Genomic DNA, 18,097 nt, shown 5'->3' with positions numbered 1-18,097 from the left:
GCTTACTTCCAGAGCAGCACAACGAGTTCGGCTGCGGACCCGGCCAACAGCACGCCAATGCCCCAGCGGATGGCGTCATCCTTCCTCATCACTTCGGCCGAGTACAGCACGAAGATGATGACGCCGATGATGACGGCGGCAATCGGCAGAATGATGTCCAGATTGTCTTTGAGGGTTTGCAGCGTGGTCCGGGCGCGCGACAGGCCGCCCAGAGACTGCGCCCGTGTCGCGTGACTGACCATCGCCAGTGTCCAGAGTGTCACCAGCCTGTCCATGAAATGTCGCGGGGTTGTCTGGAGTGTGAGGTGTGGCAATTTCTGCATGGCATGACTCCTGCCCCAGACGCCGGCAGGCGTGTTGGGGTGTGGGGTGGGAAAAGAAAGAGAAAGTCAGCGGGCCGCGCTGGATGCGGTGCTGTGGAGGGATCAGTGGGCCGGTGGCTGAAAGCCATCGGCGATGGGATGCGCCGTAAAACCGTCCGGGGTGCCGGGTGGCTGGGTGGGTGTCTGGGCTGGTGCTGTATCCGGGCTGTCCGCCGTGGCGGGTGGCGCGTCTTCAGCGGATGCCGCATCGTCGGGGTCTGGCTTGAGGGCCGGGACCACGATGCCTGCCTGGGCCAGTACCTTGCCCACATAGCCATTGGCAAAGCCCCGCGTGAGGTTGCCGGTGTTGTAGCAAGACAGTGCCGCCCGCAAGGCTTGTTGCGGGTGGCGATGATGGCGCAGCGCCCTGGCGTAGCAGGTGGATAGCACGGTCTGGGCAGCGGTCAGATTCTTGCAGGGATCGAAAACCGTTGTGCTGTCCAGGCCCAGCCAGTGCCAGTTGCGCACGTTGATCTGGCCCAGGCCTGCATCGAAATCCACACCCTGGGCAATCAGGTCCTGGGCGGTGCGCTGGGCTTCTTCCAGTGTGCTGGGTTGCTGGATGGATGCCTGGCGCTTGTTGTTCACCCCAATGGCGTATTGCCGTGCGCCCGACTCGTGGCGAATCAGTGCGTCCAGCGTGACCGGGTGGATGTGCGGTGCGCAGGCAAGGGCGAGGGAGGCCAGGGCAGGAAGCATGGCGCGGCCCCTTTAGAAACCGGCCCGGTGCCTGGGGTCGGACAATGAAAAATTCCAGCCTGCGGCCCATTGGCCGTTGTGATCCGCGTCCCATTTGGCCTGGGCCGCGTCATAGTCCACGGCCTTGACCCAGCGCCCGCCCATGGTCGGGCGACCGACATAGCGGATGGACAGTTCGTAAGTCCAGGCGTGATCGTTGTAGGCCACGCACCAGGCGGGCAACTGCGTCAGCGTCACGGTGGGCAGCGGTTGGACTTCGTAGATGGGTTCCCGGTTGCCGGTGGATGCGTCGTATCGGTAGCCGCGCAGTCGCCATTTGTAGGCGGTGTCCGCGTAGTTGCGATTCAGATAGTCGGCATCACACTTGCCTGCGCCGTGTGAAATGGCGTCCACCCGGTCGGCCATGCCGGGTTCCGTGGCCGCAGGGCACTGCGCCAGGAAGGCGCGGCGGGCGGCGACCGTCGCATCCCAATCCAGGCCATGACGGTTGTATTTGAGGATGCCGAAATAGTGATCCAGCGATGGGTTGCATTCGCCTGGGCGCAGGCTGGACGACAGGCAGAGCGTGGCTTCGCAGGCTAGGCGCGGGATGCCGGTCAACAGGTCAGCATCGGCGGTGCCGGAGGCATGGGCAAAGGGAGCCAGGACGCAGGCAAGCGCCAGCGCCCCGGCCCGCAAGGCGGGAAGGGTGTGCATGGGGAGATTTCCTGGGGAGAGGGGACAGCAGGTGGCCGAAGAGTGGCCGGGGAGGGGTTAGCGGCGTTGCAGCAGCGTCTGTTGGGCCAGGGCGATGTGTTCGGGCTTGGCCATGGCCCGCACCAGATGGGCGGTTTCAACCGCAGCGGTGCGGGTATCGCGGAGCTGGCCCAGTTCGGCCACTATCTGGCGTAGCAGCGTCAGTTCTTCCTGTAGCGTATCGTCAGCAGCCAGGCGGCGGCGGATGTAGTTCGACAGGGACAGGCCGGATAGGGCTGCGGCTTCGCCCAGCCGCGCAGCATGAGATGGGGTCACCCGGATGCGGATGACCTCGGAGAGGGGTTCAGTCATGGGTTTTCCTACGAGTGATTTCAACGTTGATCTGTGTGTTTGGCCTTCGGCATTGGGAAGAAGGGGACGAGCCTCTGCGGTATCATCAGGCCATCTTTGTCGCCGTCCTAGCCATGAACATGACCCCTTCAGACCCGCGCATGGTTGCGCTCGTTGACGATCTTCGCAAGCTTCCTGCTGAATCAGAGTGGGTTGAGTTCAAGCACAACAACTATGACGCGGTCCTGATAGGAAAATTGATTTCTGCTATCTCCAATGCAGCAAGGCTTGCGGGTCAGCATTTTGGCTATGTTGTTTGGGGACTGCGTGATGATGATCATGAAGCTGTGGGCACCACCTTTCAGCCGTCACGCGAAAAGCAGCAGAATCAGCCGTTGGAGCTCTGGTTGTCCCAGCGGCTTCAGCCGGATGTTGCCATTTCGTTCCAACCAATCGAATATAGGGGCGTACACCTAGTCCTTTTGGAGATTCCGGCTGCCGTTACCAGCCCTGTCGAGTTTGAGCGGACGGCGTATATCCGCATAGGCAGCGCGACGCCTCGGTTGTCCGACCATCCTGACCGGCTCCGATCCCTTTGGGGGAAATTGCAGCCCTATGTTTGGGAGAGCGGCATTGCGGATCGGTTTATGACCGATGAAGATATCCTGGCTCGCCTGGATTACGACAGCTACTTTGAGTTTATGGGGCAGCCGCTTCCTGAGAGCCGTAGTGCAATTCTTTCCAGACTGGAGTCTGAGCGTCTGATCAAGGCCGATGCCGGAGGTCGATGGAGCCTCACCAATCTTGGCGCAGTGCTTTTTGCAAAGCGGCTTGAGAATTGCTCCCCTTCGATTGCCAGAAAGGGTGTCCGTTTCGTTGCGTATGGTGGCATCAATCGGGCATGTACCGTCACGCATCGTCGGGATGAGCAGAAAGGATATGCGTGTGGGTTTGAAGGGCTTATAGACTTCATCAATGGCCTGTTGCCGCGTAATGAGCATATCGGCAAGGTCTTTCGTGAGGAAAGGCCTTTGTATCCTGCGATTGCTCTGCGCGAGCTGATCGCCAATGCACTGATCCACCAAGATATGACGATCACTGGCGCAGGCCCCCTGATTGAGTTGTTCAGTGATCGTATGGAAGTCACCAACCCAGGGCAGCCGCTCGTTCAGCCAGACAGGTTCCTGGATGCGCCTCCACGGTCACGGAACGAGGGTCTTGCGGCGCTGATGCGAAGGATGCGTCTTTGCGAAGAACAGGGAACCGGGATAGACAAGGTGCTTGCCGCCGTGGAGTTGCACCAGTTGCCTCCACCTGATTTCAGGGTGGAAGGGGATGCCGTGCGTGTCGTGTTATATGCACCCAGGCGCTTCGCTGACATGACGCTCGAAGAGCGAATCCGGGCTTGCTATCAGCATGCTGCGCTAAAGTGGGTGAGCGGCCAGCGGATGACAAATACAACGCTGCGTGAGCGTTTAGGCATCGAGACACAGAATGCTGCTCAGGCATCGGGGGTGATCAAGCAGACGCTAAATAGTGGCCTGATCCGCCCAGCGGACCCTGAGCGTCCAAGATCGGGATACGTTCCGTTCTGGGCCTAGTTACATTTTTTGATGGCGTTTTGATCGGATCGCTGTTTTTGCGGTTTCTGGCACGCCAGTAAATTGAAAGCCCTAATAAATCAATGACTTGCTGTTCCTGACTTTTTTGATGACCTTTTGATCCACGTGTCTATCTTCCCTGTGATGCGGTGTGACCTGACATCAGGTCGGCATGGGGCAGTTTGGGGCCATGATTGGGGCCATGATGTTAAGTAAATATCCATAAGTCGATGATTTTTCTATGGATTAAATCAAATTAGAGGTTTTGATCGACAATATGTAAGTCTGTCTACCGTCGTATCAGGTAGTACACGAAACCCGCATTCCACATAGGTTTGCGGGTTTTTCTTTCGGTTGTTCGTATCAGTAAGTCTGAGGGTTACCGCAAGCAGATGCGTTCCAGATTGGAGCGGTTCGCGTGGCCTGAGAGTGGGGCAATAGCGCTTGAGGATGTGCGCCCGGCTTATCATGACAACGGACTTTGTCTTGGATGCGATTCAAGGTTGACGCAGTGTGAACAAATGATTACATTAATTCCATGTTCACAATCAAGCAAACGCCCGAGTTCCTGCACTGGATTGGCGGCCTGAAGGACGGCATGGCTCGCATCCGCTTGGCAAAGCGCTTGGACAAAGCACAGCGCGGCAACCTGGGCGATGTGGGGCCGGTAGGCGAGGGCGTCAGCGAAATGCGTGAACACTTTGGCCCGGGTTGGCGGATGTATTACGTCCAACGGGGTGACGTGCTGATTGTCATGCTGGGTGGTGGCGGCCAGTCCACACAGCAAGCCGACATCAAGCAGGCCGTTGCACTAGCGAAGTCGCTGCAGGATTAACGCACATGACCAAGACCACTAAGATTTCCGAGCTGCCTGAGTTCGGCATGGCCGAAGTCCTCAAGACGGATGAAGACATTGCCAACTATCTGACGGCCGTTCTGGAAGAAAACGATCCCGCCGAGCTTACCCATGCCCTGGGTGTCATCGCTCGTGCGCGTGGCATGACCGAGGTCGCACGGGCCAGCGGCCTGACGCGCGAGGCGCTCTATAAAGCATTGCGCCCCGGTTCGCACCCGCGCTTCGATACCATTGCCCGTGTGTGCGCCGCGTTGGGCGTGCAACTGACCGCCCGGCCTGTGCATCCATAGGCTTGCTCTAGTCGCCGGCGGGGGGAGTACGCAAAACCCGCATTCCGCACAGGTTTGCAGGTGTTTCATGCCCAGGCATTGTGCCCGGGCTTTCGTCCGCGCCGCCGCAGCGCCGCCAATCCCAACAGCGTCAAGGCGGCGAACATCGCCCCGCACAGAAATGTCCCGCGGTAGCCCCAGGCGTCCCACAAGGCCCCTGCGATGATGCTGGCCAGCAGCAGGGCCAATCCGGTCAGCAGATGGAAGACGCCGAAGGCGGTGCCGCGTAGTTCGGCCGGGCCGCTGTCTGCGATCAGGGCGCTGAATACGCCTTGCGTGAAGCCCAGGTGCAGCCCCCACAACACGACGCCCAGGGTCAGCCCGGCCAGCCCCGGGACAAAGGCCAGCACCAGGTCGGCCATCAGCAGCAGCCCCAGGCCGATGGCCAGGACGGCCAGGCGATTGACGCGATCTGAAAGCGCGCCGGCCGGGTAGGCGGACAAGGAAAACGCAATCCCCATCAAAACCAGAACCAGAGGGGCCGACATGGGGGAAAGCCCGGCGTCGCTGGCCCGCAGGATCAGGAAGGCTTCACTGAAACGGGCCAGCATGAAAAGCACCCCGATGCCCACCACCTGCCAGTAGCCTGCCCCCAGACGGGTCATTGCGGCGCGTGACAGCGGGGCGCGTGGCCGTGGGGCGCTTGGTTGCCGGGGCTCGCGCACAAAGGCCAGCAAGACGCCGACAGCCAGGAATGCCGGGATGACGGCAATCCAGAAGACCGTTTGAAAATGGCTGGCCGTGAGCCACATCAGGCCCATGGCCAGCAGCGGCCCGGTGAACGCGCCGACGACGTCCAGGGTTTGCCGCAGACCGTAGGCGGCGCCGCGCAAGGCCGGCGGCGTGACATCGGCCACCAGCGCGTCGCGCGGCGCCCCGCGTATGCCCTTGCCGATGCGATCCACGAAGCGGGCGCCGATCAGCCAGCCCAATGTGTCGGCCAGGGGGAACACCGGCTTGGTCAACGCCGCCAGACCATAGCCCAACGCCGCCAGCAGCTTGCGTTTGCCGAGCCGGTCACTCAATGCGCCGGAAAAAACCTTGGCCATGGAGGCGGTTGATTCGGCAATGCCTTCGATCAGCCCGACGGCAAGCACTGGCGTGCCCAGCACCGCGACCATGTAAAGGGGCAGCAGCGCATGGATCATCTCGGACGAAATATCCATCAGCATGGAAACGAAGCCGAGCGCCCAGACGCTGCCGGGCACCGCCCGCCAGCCCGCCCTGCGGCCGGCGCGGGCTGGTTTTGGCTGGTCTGCCGGCGGTTCGCCCGAGCCTGTTGTTTTCAGTGGCATGTCACTCGATTCCGGCGTCAAACATGGTCATCGAACCCTGCGCCGGGCTGGCGGCGCCGCACATCCACCAGCAGATGCCCCACGATGTCGCGGTGCCGGGTGTCGACCTTGCTGTCCACGGCCCGGTGGCGCAGGGTGTCGCGCAGCGCCCGGCGGCGCGTTTCGGTGCAGTCGGCCCCGCGCCACAGCCAGCTGGCATAGCGATCCACGATCCGATCCGGGTCGTGCCGGCTGGTCTTGCTGTGTTCTTCAAACTGCAGCTGAGGCAGGTAGCCCCAGGCATACAGCAGATTGAAAATCGCCAGCAGGTCGTCGGCGACCCGAATGCCGCCGGGATCGCGCATCAGGCCGAAGCCCAGCAGTAAATCTTGCAGCAGGCTGTCTTCGCGGTGGGTGTACAGGCTGATGCAGACGGCCTGCCGGCTGGCCTGCAGGACTTTTTTCAGCATCGCCACGCTGGAAATCGCCGGGCTCTTGTGCAGGAACACTAGGTCGAAGGCCTGATCCCAGCCCCGCGTGGACAGATCCAGGGTTTCCCAGGCCGATTGCACCAGGTTGTCCGGCGGATAGGGCAGGCCGCTGGCCCGCAGTTTGCGATGCGCTTGCGCCACCATGCCCGCGGAGATTTCCACCCCGCTGATCCGGGCGCCCTGGCGCAGGAATTCCAGCAGATGGCGTCCCGCGCCAAAGCTGATGTCCAGCACGGCCTTGCCGGACAAATCCATGTGCTGCCGCACCAGATGCAGGGCCATGTCGTCCCGGGCCACGGTGAAGGCGCCGACTTCCTCGGCCCTGCGATCCCAGGCCTGGGCCTGCCGCGCCAGGTCGGGCTGTTTGCTGTCCAGCCGCTGGCTGAAGTATTCGGATGGGTTCATGGCCTTGCTTTAGGGTTATCCGGCTGGTTTTCTCGGGCCTGGTCTACACTGGGCGGCAAACGGAACAAGGAAGCTTCATGGCAGTCGATTTGAATCAAAAATACGGGCTGAACCCGGCCCACAGCGAAGTGGTCTCGGCCTGCCAGGTCGTCCCGCCGGGCGCCGCCCTGGACATGGGGTGTTCCAGCGGGCGCAACGCCCTGTACCTGGGGCAGCGCGGCTTTGTGGTCACCGCGGTGGACACCAACCCGAATGCGTTGGGGCATTTGCAGTTTATCATCGACCAGGAAGGCCTGGATGCCGTCACCCCGCGCCAGTATGACATCGGCACCGCCCGCCTGGATGCCGATTACGATTTCATCGTCTGCACCGTCACCCTGATGTTCATCGACCCGTCCCGGGTGGATGCCGTGCTGGCCGATATGCGGCAACACACCCGGGCCGGCGGCTACAACCTGATTGTCTGCGCCATGGATACCCCCGACTATCCCTGCCCCATGAATTTCCCCTTCACCTTCGGGCCCGGCCAGCTGGATGCCGCCTACCAGGGATGGGAACGCACCAAGTACAACGAAGACGTGGGCACCATGCACAATGGGGCCCGGCTGCGGTTTGCCACGCTGCTGGCGCGCAAACCCGCCTAGGCCAATCACCCTACGCCTGGATGTTGTAGGCGCTTTCTCCGTGCGACCCGATGTCCAGGCCCCTGCGCTCGTCGTCTTCGGGCACGCGCAGGCCGGTCAGCCGTGCGGCGGCCCAATAGGCCAGGCAAGCCACCGCGCCCGACCAGACCAGCGTGATCAGCACGCTTTTGCACTGCACCCAGACCTGGTGGCCCATGCTGAACGTATCCGGGTTCGGCCCGCCGGTGCCGCCCAGCGCCGGGGCGGCCAGGATGCCGGTCAGGATGGCCCCGACCATGCCGCCCAGGCCATGCACGCCGAACACATCGAAGGCATCGTCGGCTTTCAGCAGGCGTTTCAGGCCGCTGACGCCCCACAGGCAGATCGGGCTTGCCAGCGCGCCCAGCAAGATCGCCCCCAGCGGGCCGACGAAGCCGGCGGCCGGGGTAATGGCCACCAGGCCGGTGACCGCCCCCGTGGCCGCCCCCAGCATGGACGGCTTGTGTTTTTGCAGGCATTCGCCGCCCAGCCAGGCCAGCGTGGCGGCGGCGGCCGCCAGTACCGTGTTGATGAAAGCCAGGCCCGCCAGGCCGGAGGCCGCGCCCGCCGACCCGGCATTGAAGCCGAACCAGCCGACCCATAGCAGCGAGGCCCCCACCATGGTCAGGGTCAAGCTGTGGGGCATCATGGCTTCTTTGCCGTAGCCAATGCGCGGCCCGACGAACCAGGCCCCGGCCAGGGCGGCGACCCCGGCGTTGATGTGCACGACCGTGCCGCCAGCGAAATCCAGCGCGCCGTCTTCGGCCAGCAGGCCGCCGCCCCAGACCATGTGGGCCAGGGGGATGTAGCTGAAGCTGAACCACAGAATGGAAAAAAGGAGCACGGCCGAGAAGCGGATGCGCTCGGCGAAGGCCCCCACGATCAGCGCCACGGTAATGGCCGCGAATGTGCCCTGGAAGGCGACGAAAACATATTCCGGCACGGTGGGCAGGACGCCGGACAGCGTGTCGGGCGTGATGCCCCGCAGCCCGAGACGCGCGAAGTCGCCGAAGAACAAGCCTGTGCCGCTGAAGCTCAGGGAGTAGCCATACAGGCCCCACAGCAGGCTGATGAGCGCGAAAATGGTGAAGACCTGCACCAGAATGGACAGCATGTTCTTGCTGCGGGCCAGGCCGCCGTAGAACAAGGCCAGGCCCGGCAGCGTCATCAGGATGACCAGCAGCGTGGCGGTCAGCATCCAGGCGGTATCGCCGGAGTCGGGCAAAATGGCGGCCGGGTTCATAGCGCCCCCTGTCCGGTTTCACCCGTGCGGATACGGATGGCTTGTTCCAGCGGCAGGATAAACAGCTTGCCGTCGCCGATTTTCCCGGTGCGGGCCGCCGCCTCGATGGCCTCGGCCACCGGCGCGACTTGCGCGTCTTCCAGGGCAATTTCGATCTTGACCTTGGGCAGGAAATCGACCACGTATTCCGCGCCCCGGTAAAGCTCCGTGTGGCCCTTTTGACGGCCGAAACCTTTGGCTTCGGTCACGGTGACGCCTTGCACGCCGATGGCGGAGAGGGCCTCTCGCACCTCGTCCAGCTTGAATGGCTTGATAATGGCAATGACCAGTTTCATGCGGATTTCTCCTGAGTGTTGGGTTCAGAAGAAATCAAGCAAAAACCATGCCAACCCTTGCCCGGCATCCACCGGCGGCGCAGTCCCGATATGCTGCCCGGTGAGCCGGACAGCATATCGGCACATCAGCGCGCCGGCCGGTGCCGGGGGCTGGCGGGGGCCCGCAGGGGCAGCGTCAGGGTGAACCGGGTGCCTTTTTGCGGCGTGCTGTCCACCCGGATGCGTCCGCCCAGCAGGCCGGTGACCAGGGTATGCGTAATGTGCAGGCCCAGGCCCGATCCGCCCTGATTGAGCCGGGTGGAAAAGAAGGGGTCGAAAATGCGCTTCAGATTGGCCTCGGGGATGCCGCAGCCATCGTCCTGCACGATCAGGACAATGCTGCCGGCCGGCTTGGCGAGGTCGAGATCCAGCAGGATATTGCCGCTCTGGCGGCCTTCGAATGCGTGGATCAGCGCGTTGTTGATCAGGTTCATCAAGACCTGGCCCAGCGGGCCGGGGTAGCTGTCCATCATCAGCCCCGGGGGCACGTCGCTGGTGAGCTGGATGGGGGTTTTGCGCACGGCGGGCTGCATCGCCATGATGACTTCGTCCACCACGCTGTGCAGGTCGAAGGCGCGGCGTTGGTCGCTGGCCTGGTCGGCCGCCAGTTGCTTGAAACTGCCGATCAGCTCGGCGGCGCGGCTGAGGTTGCGTTCGATGATCCGCCCGCCTTCTTCGACGTCTTCCAGGTAGCCGGCCAGCGCGCTGCGGGTCAGCCCGGTTTCGGTCTGGCGGCGAAAGCGCCGGTGCGTATCCACCAGCGTGGAGGCCACGGTCACGGCATTGCCGATCGGGGTGTTGAGCTCGTGCGAGACCCCCGCCACCAGGGCGCCCAGCGAGGCCAGTTTTTCGCTTTGCAGCAGTTCATCCTGGGTGTGGCGCAGCCGATCCAGGGTGGCGCGCAGGGTCTTGGTGCGCTCTTGGACTCTTTGTTCCAGGCTGCTGTTCAGGCGTTCGATCTCCTGCTCGCGCAGCTTGCGCGCCGTGACATCCAGTTCGATGCCGTCGAAGACCAGGTGCCCGTTGGACAGCCGCCTGGGCGAGGAGACAATCAGGGACCAGTGCTGGCGTCCGTCCGGCAGGGTGGCGCGCACTTCGACTTTGAACGTATCCAGATTTTCCAGGCACTGCCGCTCGTGGGCCTCGATCATGGCCTGGTCGGCGGGGTTGAGCTGCCGCCGGATCAGATCCGGGTCTTGCAGCACCGCCGCGGCCTGGACGCCGTGCAGGGTTTCGACGCCTTCGCTGACGTAGGTGTACCGCCGGCTTGCGCCCGAGGGGCCGCAGTCGACCTGGAACACCATGCAGTTGGGGATGTTGTTGCTGATCAGCTGCAGGCGTTCCTGGCTTTCCCGCAGGCGGTTTTCGGTTTGCTTCAGGGCGTCGACGTTGATATGGGTGCCGATGGTGCGGGACGTGGGGCGGCCTTCGGCATCCCGCAGGGTGCTGCCGCGCGACCACACCCAAATCCAGGAGCCGTCCGCGTGGGCCAGGCGGAATTCGTTTTCGTACAGGCTGGTCAAGTCAGAGGCCAGGTATTCGCTGAAACTGCGCGTGGCGCGCGCGCGGTCGTCCGGGTGCAGCAGGGCTTTCCAGGCGGCGTTCAGGTTTTGTTGCGGCAGATCCGCGTAGTCGGCGGGGTCGCGGCCCAGCATGCTGAAGTATTCCGGGCTGCACCACAGATGGCCGGTGTTGGCGTCCCATTCCCAGACGCCGGTGCCCGACGCCTTCGCCAGTGCGCGGAAGCGTTCGCTTTCCTGGTGGAATTCCTGTTCCGCCCGGCGTCTGTCGGTGATGTCGAAGCGCGCCCCCGCCATGCGGACGGGCCGGCCCTGGTCGTCGCGCTGGACGATTTGCCCGCTGTCGAGCACCCAGACCGTCTGCCCGTCCGGGTGGAGGATGCGGTATTCGCATAGATAGCCGGCCGCCTGGCCGGACAGATGGGCATCCAGGGCGTGCTGGAAAAGCGCCACATCGTCTGGATGGCACTGGTCCTGGATGTTTTCCTTGGTGATGGGCTGGGCCGCGTCGCCCAGGTATCCGCTGATGCGCGCCCATTCTTGATTGACTTGCACCTGGTTGGTGGCCAGGTTCCATTCCCAGGTGCCGGCCCCCAGGGCGTCCAGGATTTCGCCCAGGCGGTGGCGCTGATCCGCCATGTTGGCGGCCAATTGGCGAACGGGCCGGCCGAAATGCCGGCTGACGGCCAGGGTGGCCAGGATGCCGGCCAGCAGCAGGGCGCCCAGCAGGCCGGCCACGTAGAACAGATCGTCGCGCATGGCGGTGTCCTGCCGCGCGCCGGAAATTCCCACTTGCATGATGCCCTGGAATTCATTGTTGAAGCCGCCCCGGTAGGCCAGGCTGACCTCCCGCACGGGCTGGCCGTCTTCCAGGGTCTGCAGGCGGATCTGCGGGACGGCGCCGGCTTGCAGCAAAGGGGCGAGGCGGGCGAATTCGCGGGAGGGCAGGTGCGTGCGGGCGTTGGGAAGCGGGTGGCTGTCGGCCACGATGCGGCCCTGGGTGTCGATCAAGCGCACATAGGCGATGCCGCTTTGTTCCCGGGCGATCTTGTCCAGCAACAGCTGCACCTGGTACTGACCGGAGAAACTGACCCGGCCGACGGCGTCGGACAGCAGCTGGGTCGTCAGGGTGACCAGGCGGTTTTGTTCCCGCTCGGCCGCGGTGCGCACGTACCAGCCGATGGCCAGGGACACAGCCAGCATCAGGCCCAGAATCAGCAGGCCGAAGGCCAGCGCCATGCGCCGGTCGATGGTGGAAAAATCCAGCCTGCGGTCCGTGTTGCGGCGCGGCGCTTTCATGGCGGCGTCCGGGCGGAAGCGCCATGCCAGACAGGGTCGCTGGAGGCCCAGTGTTTTTTGAATGCGGCGGGGATGGGGCCGGCCCAGCCGGGATATCGGGGCAGCGTGTCTTGCGTGATCGGGAAAGTGGGGATGAGGATGCGGGCCGGAACGGCCCGGCCCCGCAGGAGATCGTGGAGTGTGTCCGCCACCTGGGCGCCCAAGGGGCCGCAGAACTGCGCGACGTCGATGCGCAGCAGGCTGCCCGCCCGGATATAGGGCAGGGCGGCCGGGTCGCCGTCGATGGTGGCGATGCCGATTTCGTGGCGTCCCGCCCGCGCCAATGTCTCGACGACCGCCAGCCCCGCGCCGTCGTTGACGGCGAAAATGGCGTCGATGCTGCCGGTGTCGGGGAAATCCTGCAGGATCAGCCGTCCCGCCACCCGTCCCGCCGCCGGCGTGACGGCCCGATAGGAGCGGACGATCTGGAAAGCGCGCCGCCGGTCTTTCAGGCCGTCCAGAAAGCCATTGAGCCGTTCGACCGTGGAGGAAACGGCGGGATATTCCACCAGCACCAGACGGATCGTCGTGCCGACCCTGAAGGTGCTGGCCAGGTATTCTCCGGCCAGGTATCCCGCTTGGTAATTATCGGAGGAGATGTAGGCGGCCAGGGTTCCGGTGCTGATGTATTGATCGTAGGCGATGACCGGGATGCCCGCCAGATTGGCGGCGGCCAGGGGAGCGGCCAGGGCGGCGTTGTCGGTGGGCTGGACGATGAGGGCGTCCAGCCCGGCCGCCACCATGGCCTGCATATGTTCGATCTGGCGCGTGATGCCGTCCGGGCCATCGCCGGCCACCCGGGGGTGCAGGTGGATTTCCGGGGTGTTTGCCTGTTGCGCCGCCCGGTTCAGGTCGGCGATCCGGGTCTCCAGCCCCTGGCGCATGGCCACCTGGCCGGCAATGGTGGATGACCAGTACAGCGCCCCGACCCGCCAGGCTTTGCCGGCGGGCGCGGCCCGGACGCCCAGCCAGGGGGCCAGCCCCGCCAGCAGCATCGATACCTGTAGGGCGCGCCGGGAGATCATCGTATCCCCTAGCGGCTGTCGGCCGCCTGTTGGATGAGCCACTGCCTGAATGCCTCGGCGTCCAGTGGACGCGAGAACAGATAGCCCTGGCCTTCGTCGCAGCCGGCGGCCAGCAGCGCCAGGCGCTGGGCCTCGGTCTCGATGCCTTCGGCGATGGTGGCCACCTGGAGGTGGCGCGCCAGGGCGATCACGGTGCGGGCGATGTCGAAGCTGTCGTCCGGGCCTTGGTCGCCGCTGACAAAGCTGCGGTCGATCTTCAGGCGATCCAGCCGCAGGCGTTGGATGACGCTCAGGGAGGAGTATCCCGTGCCGAAGTCGTCCATGGCGACACTGATGCCCCGTGCCCGCAGCGCGTCCAGCCGGCTGGCCAGGCGGTTGATGTTGCCGATGGCCACGGATTCGGTGAGCTCGATTTCCACCTGTGCGCCGGGGACGCCGACGGCGTCCAGGATGCCCAGGAAGCGCAGGACGAACTCGGGTTCGGCAAACTGCACGTGGGACACGTTGACGGCCACCCGGAAATCGGGCTCGACGAGATGGCCCAGGCTTTTGCGCCATTTCAGGGCGGTGCTGAAGACCCACTCGCCGATCGGGATCATCAGGCCGGACTGCTCGGCCAGCGGGATGAAGCGATCCGGGGGGATGAATTGGCCGTCAGGGGTTTTCCAGCGCAGCAGGCACTCGGCGCCCACGACCCGGCCATCGTGCAGGTTGACGAAGGGCTGGAAGTTCAGGAACAGGCGTTCTTCGGAGAACGAGGCGCGCAGGCGGTTCAGCAATTGGATGCGGTCGCGGGCCGCGTCGGCCTGGGTGGCCTCGAACACCATGGCTTTGCCGCGCTGGAAGCGCTTGGCTTGCTTGAGCGCCGCCCCGGCGTTTTTCAGGATGGCGACGCCGGGCTGCGGGTCGTGGTGCAGCTGAACCAGCCCGGCCGTGGCGGACAGCCGCAGCGGCTCGCCCGCGGGCATTTCGATGGGCGTGGCGAACACCTGCGCGATGCGCTGGGGCGTCAATTGGCTGGCGGGCCCGTACAGGCCGAACAGGTCGCTGCCCAGGCGCGCCACCATGGTGTCGGCGGGGAAACTGTTGCGCAGCCGCTGGGCGGCCATTTGCAGCACCGCGTCGCCGTAGCTGTCGTCCAGGATGCTGTTGATGTCGGCGAAATTATCCAGATCCAGCAGGGCGACGGCATCCTTGCCGGGTAGCCGGCGGTCGATGGCCGCGACCAAGGCATTGCGGTTGGGCAGGTTGACCAGGGCATCCAGGTAGGCCAGGTCGTTGATGTCCAGGTAGAGCTGCAGGTTCTCGAAGGCCACGGCCAGGTTGCTGCAGAAGACTTCCAGCAGGCCGCGTTCAAGGTCTTGCAAGGAGCCCGGGATATCGACGAAGGCCGCCAGGGCCTGCGTGCCCTTGCCGGGAAAGTACAGACTGACCCCGTCGCTGAAATGGTGCCGCTGCGTGTCGAGCGCCTGCAGCAGATGGGATTTGACCCGCTGATCCGGGATGTCCTGCAGGGCCATGCCGATCCAGTTGTCATAGCACCCGGCGGCGGCCAGCACGTAGGAAGGGGTGCCGGGTTCCGGCATGGAGGCGCACACCAGGCATTCTTCCTTGACCTGCAGCAGGGCGCACAATTGGGTGGCCAGCCCGCTGGCGAATTTTTTCAGGCCGGCGGGCTTGCTGAGTTGGGTGGTGGCCGCGAGGATTTGTTCCAGCCCGCGGCGGCTGGATTCCAGCTGCCGGATCTGGGCGTAGGACCGCACCGCCATGGTCAGGCTGGTGAAGAGCCTGACTTGGGTGAGTTCGGATTTGGTCTTGTAGTCGTTGATGTCGTACAGGCGGATGGTGTCGATCTCGGGGGCGTACCCGGGCTGGCCGGTGCGCAGAATGATGCGGATGGCCGGGTTGGCCAGATCTTCGCGGATTTCCCGCACCAGTTGCAGGCCTTCGTCGTTGCGGCCCATCACCACATCGACCAGGGCGACGGAAAAATCGTCGCGCTGCCGCAGCAGCGCCAGCGCCTGTTGGGCCGAATACGCGTGGCTGAAGGCCAGGGGGCGGCCTTCGATTTCTGTGTTTTTCAGGGCCAGCGTCGTGGCTGCGTGGACGTCGGGCTCGTCGTCGACCAGCAGGATCTGCCAGGCGTGGGCGGGTGAAAGGGTGTCCGGGTTGGCGGTTTCTTCCATGAAGGTGAAAGCATCGTCCTCGCGTTCAGCCACCATGTCGTCTCCATTATTGTTATGGCCTGCCTTGCAAAATCTTGCTGCACCGGCCCGTTCCTGTCAAGCCGGCGTTTCGTAGGCCGTCGCGGGCGCGGGGCGGCCGAATAAGTATCCCTGGGCGCGGTCGCAGCCCATGGCCCGCAGTTTGTCGCGCTGGGCGTCGGTTTCCACGCCTTCGGCGACGACGCTCAGGGCCAATGACGCGGCCAGGCTCAGAACCGCCGCGACAATGGCCGAGCTGCGCTGCGGCTGCCCCGTCCCCAGCGGCGTGATGAATGAGCGGTCGATTTTCAAGGTCTTGATCGGAAACTGGTGCACGTGGCTGAGTGAGGAATAGCCCGTGCCGAAGTCGTCCAGCGCGATGCGGATGCCGGTTTCGCTGATGGCCTGCAGGATTTTGCCCGTTCCGGCGGGGTCGGACAGCAGCGTGCCTTCTGTGACCTCGATGCACAGCTGGTGGCAGTGGACGCCGGTGCGCTCCAGCAGATTCAGAAGCCGGTTGAAAAAGTGCCGGTTCTGGAAGTGGCGCGGGGAAATATTGATGTTGAGGATGCGGTTCTGGCCCAGTAGCGGCACCGCCGCCGTCAGCGCCAGCTGGTACATGTGCCAGTCGATGGCCTCGATCAGGCCCGTGGCTTCGGCGGCGGGCAGGAAAGCCGCCGGACTCAACAGCCCGCGCTCCGGGTGTCGCCAGCGGATCAGGGCTTCGTATCCCGTCACGATGCCGTCGTTCAGGCTGACGATCGGTTGGAAATACGGCACGAACTGCGCCTCGTCCAGGGCGGTGCGCATTTGCTGTTCCAGATCCAGCACGTTCATGGCGGCGGTCTGGATGTGTTTGTCGAACAGCACGAAGCGCTGCCTGCCCGTCAGTTTGGCCTGGTACAGGGCCGTATCGGCGTCGTGCAGCAGCTGATCCACCGTTTGATAGTCGGGGGTGCTCATGGCAATGCCGATACTGATGGAAACGTGCAGCAGCCGGTCGTCGGCCCGGATGGCGGCTTCCATGCGGGTCTGGATGCGCTGGGCCACCCTGCTGGCGGTTTCGGCCCGCGGGCAATTGTTCAGGAGAATCGCGAATTCGTCGCCGGCCAGGCGCCCCAGGATGTCGGGGGAGCGCACGCAGCCGGCCAGGCGCTCGGCAACGGCCTTCAGGACGGCGTCGCCCGTCAGGTGCCCGAGGTTGTCGTTGAACAGCTTGAACCGATCCACGTCCAGATACAGCAGCGCAAAGCCCTGCGTCGGGTCGATGTGCTGCCGGGCCAGGGCCTGATCCAGATGGTTGCGCAGGTACAGGCGGTTGGGCAGCCCGGTCAGGGGGTCATGCATCACCTGGTGCCGAAGTTGCCGCTGGGCCTGTTCACGCACATTGATTTGCTTGCGCAGTTCTTGGGTGCGTTCCAGCACGCGCTGTTCCAGCTGGGCGTTCAGCGCCTGCAAGGCTTCGTCCTGCAGGCGCCGCTGCAGGGTGCTGGCGATCTGGTACGACACGAAAGTCAGCAGGTCGGCGTCTTGCGGGGTGTAGTGCATGTCGGGCTGGTAGCTTTGCACGACCACGACGCCCATCACCCCGTGGGGCCCCAGCAGCGGCGCGCCCAGCCAACTGCTGGCTGGCGCGCCATAGGTCGAGGCGTCGACTTCGCCCTGCGCGATCAGCAGGTCGATCTGGTGGTTGTCCAGCAGCAGGGTCTCGGCGCGGCGGATGGCGTATTCGCTCATCCCTTTGCTCATGGGGCGCGCGCTGAGGAGGGTGCCCGAGTGATCGACGTAATAGGGGAATTCCAGGTTTTTTCCGTCTTCGCTGACCAGGGCGATGACGAAGTTCGTGGCGTTCAGCAGTTCGCCGACCGCCGCATGGATGTTGCGGTAGAAATTTTCCTGGGTGTCTTGGTTGTGGCTCAGGGCGGCGATGCGGTACAGCGTGGTTTGCAGGTGCGCGGCGCGTTCGCGCTCTTGGATTTGTTCTTTCAGCTGGGCGTTGGCCAGGGCCAGTTCGCGGGTGCGCTCGGCGACTCGGTGTTCCAGCGCCTCGTGGCCCAATTTGCGTTCGACCGCGTTCAGGACGTGTTCCGCCACGAAGGCCAGCACGTCCTGGTCGGCCGCCGTGTAGGACTGCCCGGGTTCGTAGCTCTGAACCGCCAGCAGGCCCAGCACTTCGCCGTTGCGCAGCATGGGCACCCCCATGAAGTCCGTCGACGGCGTGCCCACCCGCTGCCGGGGGTGCAGCCCGAGGCTGCTGGCGATGGCATCGGATTGGCCCCGCATGGGCTGGCCATGCCGGATGAGCCGCAAGGTGATGGTATTGGCCAGCTCCTGGGTGGTGAATACCTGATTGGGCGAATAATACTGGCCGTCGCGGGTGTCGGCGAAATAAATGAAGCGGAGGGTTTGCCGCAACGGGTTGTGCAGCGCGATGAAGAAGTTCTCGGCGTACATCAGCTGGGCGATGATGCCGTGCAGCCGCTTCAGCAGGCTTTGCATGTCCAGCCCCGAGGCCGTCGTGTTGGCGATGTCGAACAGGGCGCGCTGCAGGCGTTCGGAGTGTTCCAGTTGCTTGATGGTGGCTTGCAGCCGCTGGATATCGGCAGCAGAGGAGGGCGGCCGTGCATGGCCCGGCTTTGACCGCTGCGTCTGATTCATGAGGACCCCCCATTGCCCTGCTGGTTGCCT

At 64.2% G+C, this 18,097-nt stretch carries 16 protein-coding genes; 4 read left to right on the top strand and 12 right to left on the bottom strand.

Going from position 1 to position 18,097, the window contains the following annotated elements:
- Nucleotides 1-2: 2 nt before the first annotated feature.
- The 4 genes from ACMHYJ_RS11155 to ACMHYJ_RS11140 all read right to left on the bottom strand — a co-directional run bounded on the left by ACMHYJ_RS11155 (nucleotide 3) and on the right by ACMHYJ_RS11140 (nucleotide 2,108).
- Entirely contained in the window at nucleotides 3-323 is a 321-nt protein-coding gene (locus tag ACMHYJ_RS11155; protein ID WP_414246252.1) for a TrbC/VirB2 family protein, read from the bottom strand.
- A 102-nt stretch (nucleotides 324-425) separates the two neighbouring features.
- On the bottom strand, nucleotides 426-1,061 hold the full coding sequence (locus ACMHYJ_RS11150) for a transglycosylase SLT domain-containing protein (RefSeq protein WP_414246251.1): 636 nt from the start codon (nucleotides 1,059-1,061) through the stop codon (nucleotides 426-428).
- Nucleotides 1,062-1,073: 12 nt separating this feature from the next.
- Entirely contained in the window at nucleotides 1,074-1,757 is a 684-nt protein-coding gene (locus ACMHYJ_RS11145) for a TrbM/KikA/MpfK family conjugal transfer protein (protein WP_414246250.1), read from the bottom strand.
- A 57-nt stretch (nucleotides 1,758-1,814) separates the two neighbouring features.
- Nucleotides 1,815-2,108, bottom strand: coding sequence for a plasmid mobilization protein (locus tag ACMHYJ_RS11140; protein ID WP_414246249.1), 294 nt, complete (start codon nucleotides 2,106-2,108; stop codon nucleotides 1,815-1,817).
- A gap of 113 nt (nucleotides 2,109-2,221) precedes the next feature.
- Between ACMHYJ_RS11140 and ACMHYJ_RS11135 the strand changes: the two genes are divergently transcribed.
- The 3 genes from ACMHYJ_RS11135 (at nucleotide 2,222) to ACMHYJ_RS11125 (ending at nucleotide 4,834) form a co-directional block, all read left to right on the top strand.
- Nucleotides 2,222-3,688: an ATP-binding protein gene (locus ACMHYJ_RS11135; RefSeq protein WP_414246248.1), complete on the top strand. Its 1,467-nt coding sequence runs from the start codon at nucleotides 2,222-2,224 to the stop codon at nucleotides 3,686-3,688.
- A gap of 538 nt (nucleotides 3,689-4,226) precedes the next feature.
- Nucleotides 4,227-4,523 (top strand): type II toxin-antitoxin system RelE/ParE family toxin, encoded by a 297-nt coding sequence (locus ACMHYJ_RS11130; RefSeq protein ID WP_414246247.1) that lies wholly within the window; start codon nucleotides 4,227-4,229, stop codon nucleotides 4,521-4,523.
- 5 nt (nucleotides 4,524-4,528) lie between these two features.
- Entirely contained in the window at nucleotides 4,529-4,834 is a 306-nt protein-coding gene (locus tag ACMHYJ_RS11125) for an addiction module antidote protein (RefSeq protein WP_414246246.1), read from the top strand.
- A 65-nt stretch (nucleotides 4,835-4,899) separates the two neighbouring features.
- On the opposite strand, the gene ACMHYJ_RS11120 is transcribed toward ACMHYJ_RS11125, so the two are convergent.
- On the bottom strand, nucleotides 4,900-6,168 hold the full coding sequence (locus ACMHYJ_RS11120) for an MFS transporter (RefSeq protein WP_414246245.1): 1,269 nt from the start codon (nucleotides 6,166-6,168) through the stop codon (nucleotides 4,900-4,902).
- 17 nt (nucleotides 6,169-6,185) lie between these two features.
- Nucleotides 6,186-7,043 carry a class I SAM-dependent methyltransferase gene (locus ACMHYJ_RS11115; RefSeq protein ID WP_414246244.1) on the bottom strand — a complete coding sequence of 286 codons (858 nt, stop codon included), beginning with the start codon at nucleotides 7,041-7,043 and terminating at the stop codon, nucleotides 6,186-6,188.
- A 77-nt stretch (nucleotides 7,044-7,120) separates the two neighbouring features.
- On the opposite strand from ACMHYJ_RS11115, the gene tehB reads away from it, so the two are divergent.
- Nucleotides 7,121-7,687, top strand: coding sequence for a tellurite resistance methyltransferase TehB (gene tehB, locus ACMHYJ_RS11110; protein WP_414246243.1), 567 nt, complete (start codon nucleotides 7,121-7,123; stop codon nucleotides 7,685-7,687).
- Between the two features lie 10 nt (nucleotides 7,688-7,697).
- Here the strand turns inward: tehB and ACMHYJ_RS11105 are convergent, their stop codons facing one another.
- The 6 genes from ACMHYJ_RS11105 to ACMHYJ_RS11080 all read right to left on the bottom strand — a co-directional run bounded on the left by ACMHYJ_RS11105 (nucleotide 7,698) and on the right by ACMHYJ_RS11080 (nucleotide 18,067).
- Entirely contained in the window at nucleotides 7,698-8,948 is a 1,251-nt protein-coding gene (locus ACMHYJ_RS11105) for an ammonium transporter (RefSeq protein ID WP_414246242.1), read from the bottom strand.
- Nucleotides 8,945-9,283 (bottom strand): P-II family nitrogen regulator, encoded by a 339-nt coding sequence (locus ACMHYJ_RS11100; RefSeq protein ID WP_414246241.1) that lies wholly within the window; start codon nucleotides 9,281-9,283, stop codon nucleotides 8,945-8,947. The genes ACMHYJ_RS11105 and ACMHYJ_RS11100 overlap by 4 nt, the downstream gene beginning before the upstream one ends.
- Before the next feature lie 125 nt (nucleotides 9,284-9,408).
- A complete protein-coding gene (locus ACMHYJ_RS11095) occupies nucleotides 9,409-12,141 on the bottom strand; it encodes a PAS domain-containing protein (RefSeq protein WP_414246240.1) in 2,733 nt (910 codons plus the stop codon).
- Nucleotides 12,138-13,205, bottom strand: coding sequence for a sugar ABC transporter substrate-binding protein (locus ACMHYJ_RS11090; RefSeq protein ID WP_414246239.1), 1,068 nt, complete (start codon nucleotides 13,203-13,205; stop codon nucleotides 12,138-12,140). The genes ACMHYJ_RS11095 and ACMHYJ_RS11090 overlap by 4 nt, the downstream gene beginning before the upstream one ends.
- A gap of 8 nt (nucleotides 13,206-13,213) precedes the next feature.
- The gene (locus ACMHYJ_RS11085) at nucleotides 13,214-15,427 is read right to left on the bottom strand and encodes a putative bifunctional diguanylate cyclase/phosphodiesterase (protein WP_414246238.1); all 2,214 of its coding nucleotides are present in this window, start codon (nucleotides 15,425-15,427) and stop codon (nucleotides 13,214-13,216) included.
- Nucleotides 15,428-15,487: 60 nt separating this feature from the next.
- Nucleotides 15,488-18,067, bottom strand: a complete 2,580-nt coding sequence (locus ACMHYJ_RS11080) for an EAL domain-containing protein (RefSeq protein ID WP_414246237.1) — start codon at nucleotides 18,065-18,067, stop codon at nucleotides 15,488-15,490.
- Nucleotides 18,068-18,097: the final 30 nt, after the last annotated feature.

Origin of the sequence: Castellaniella hirudinis, from assembly GCF_047468865.1 — a bacterium.
GTDB classification, from domain to species: domain Bacteria; phylum Pseudomonadota; class Gammaproteobacteria; order Burkholderiales; family Burkholderiaceae_B; genus Castellaniella; species Castellaniella hirudinis_A.
Note: the sequence above shows the minus strand (reverse complement) of the source record. Positions and strands in the feature narration are given on the sequence as shown.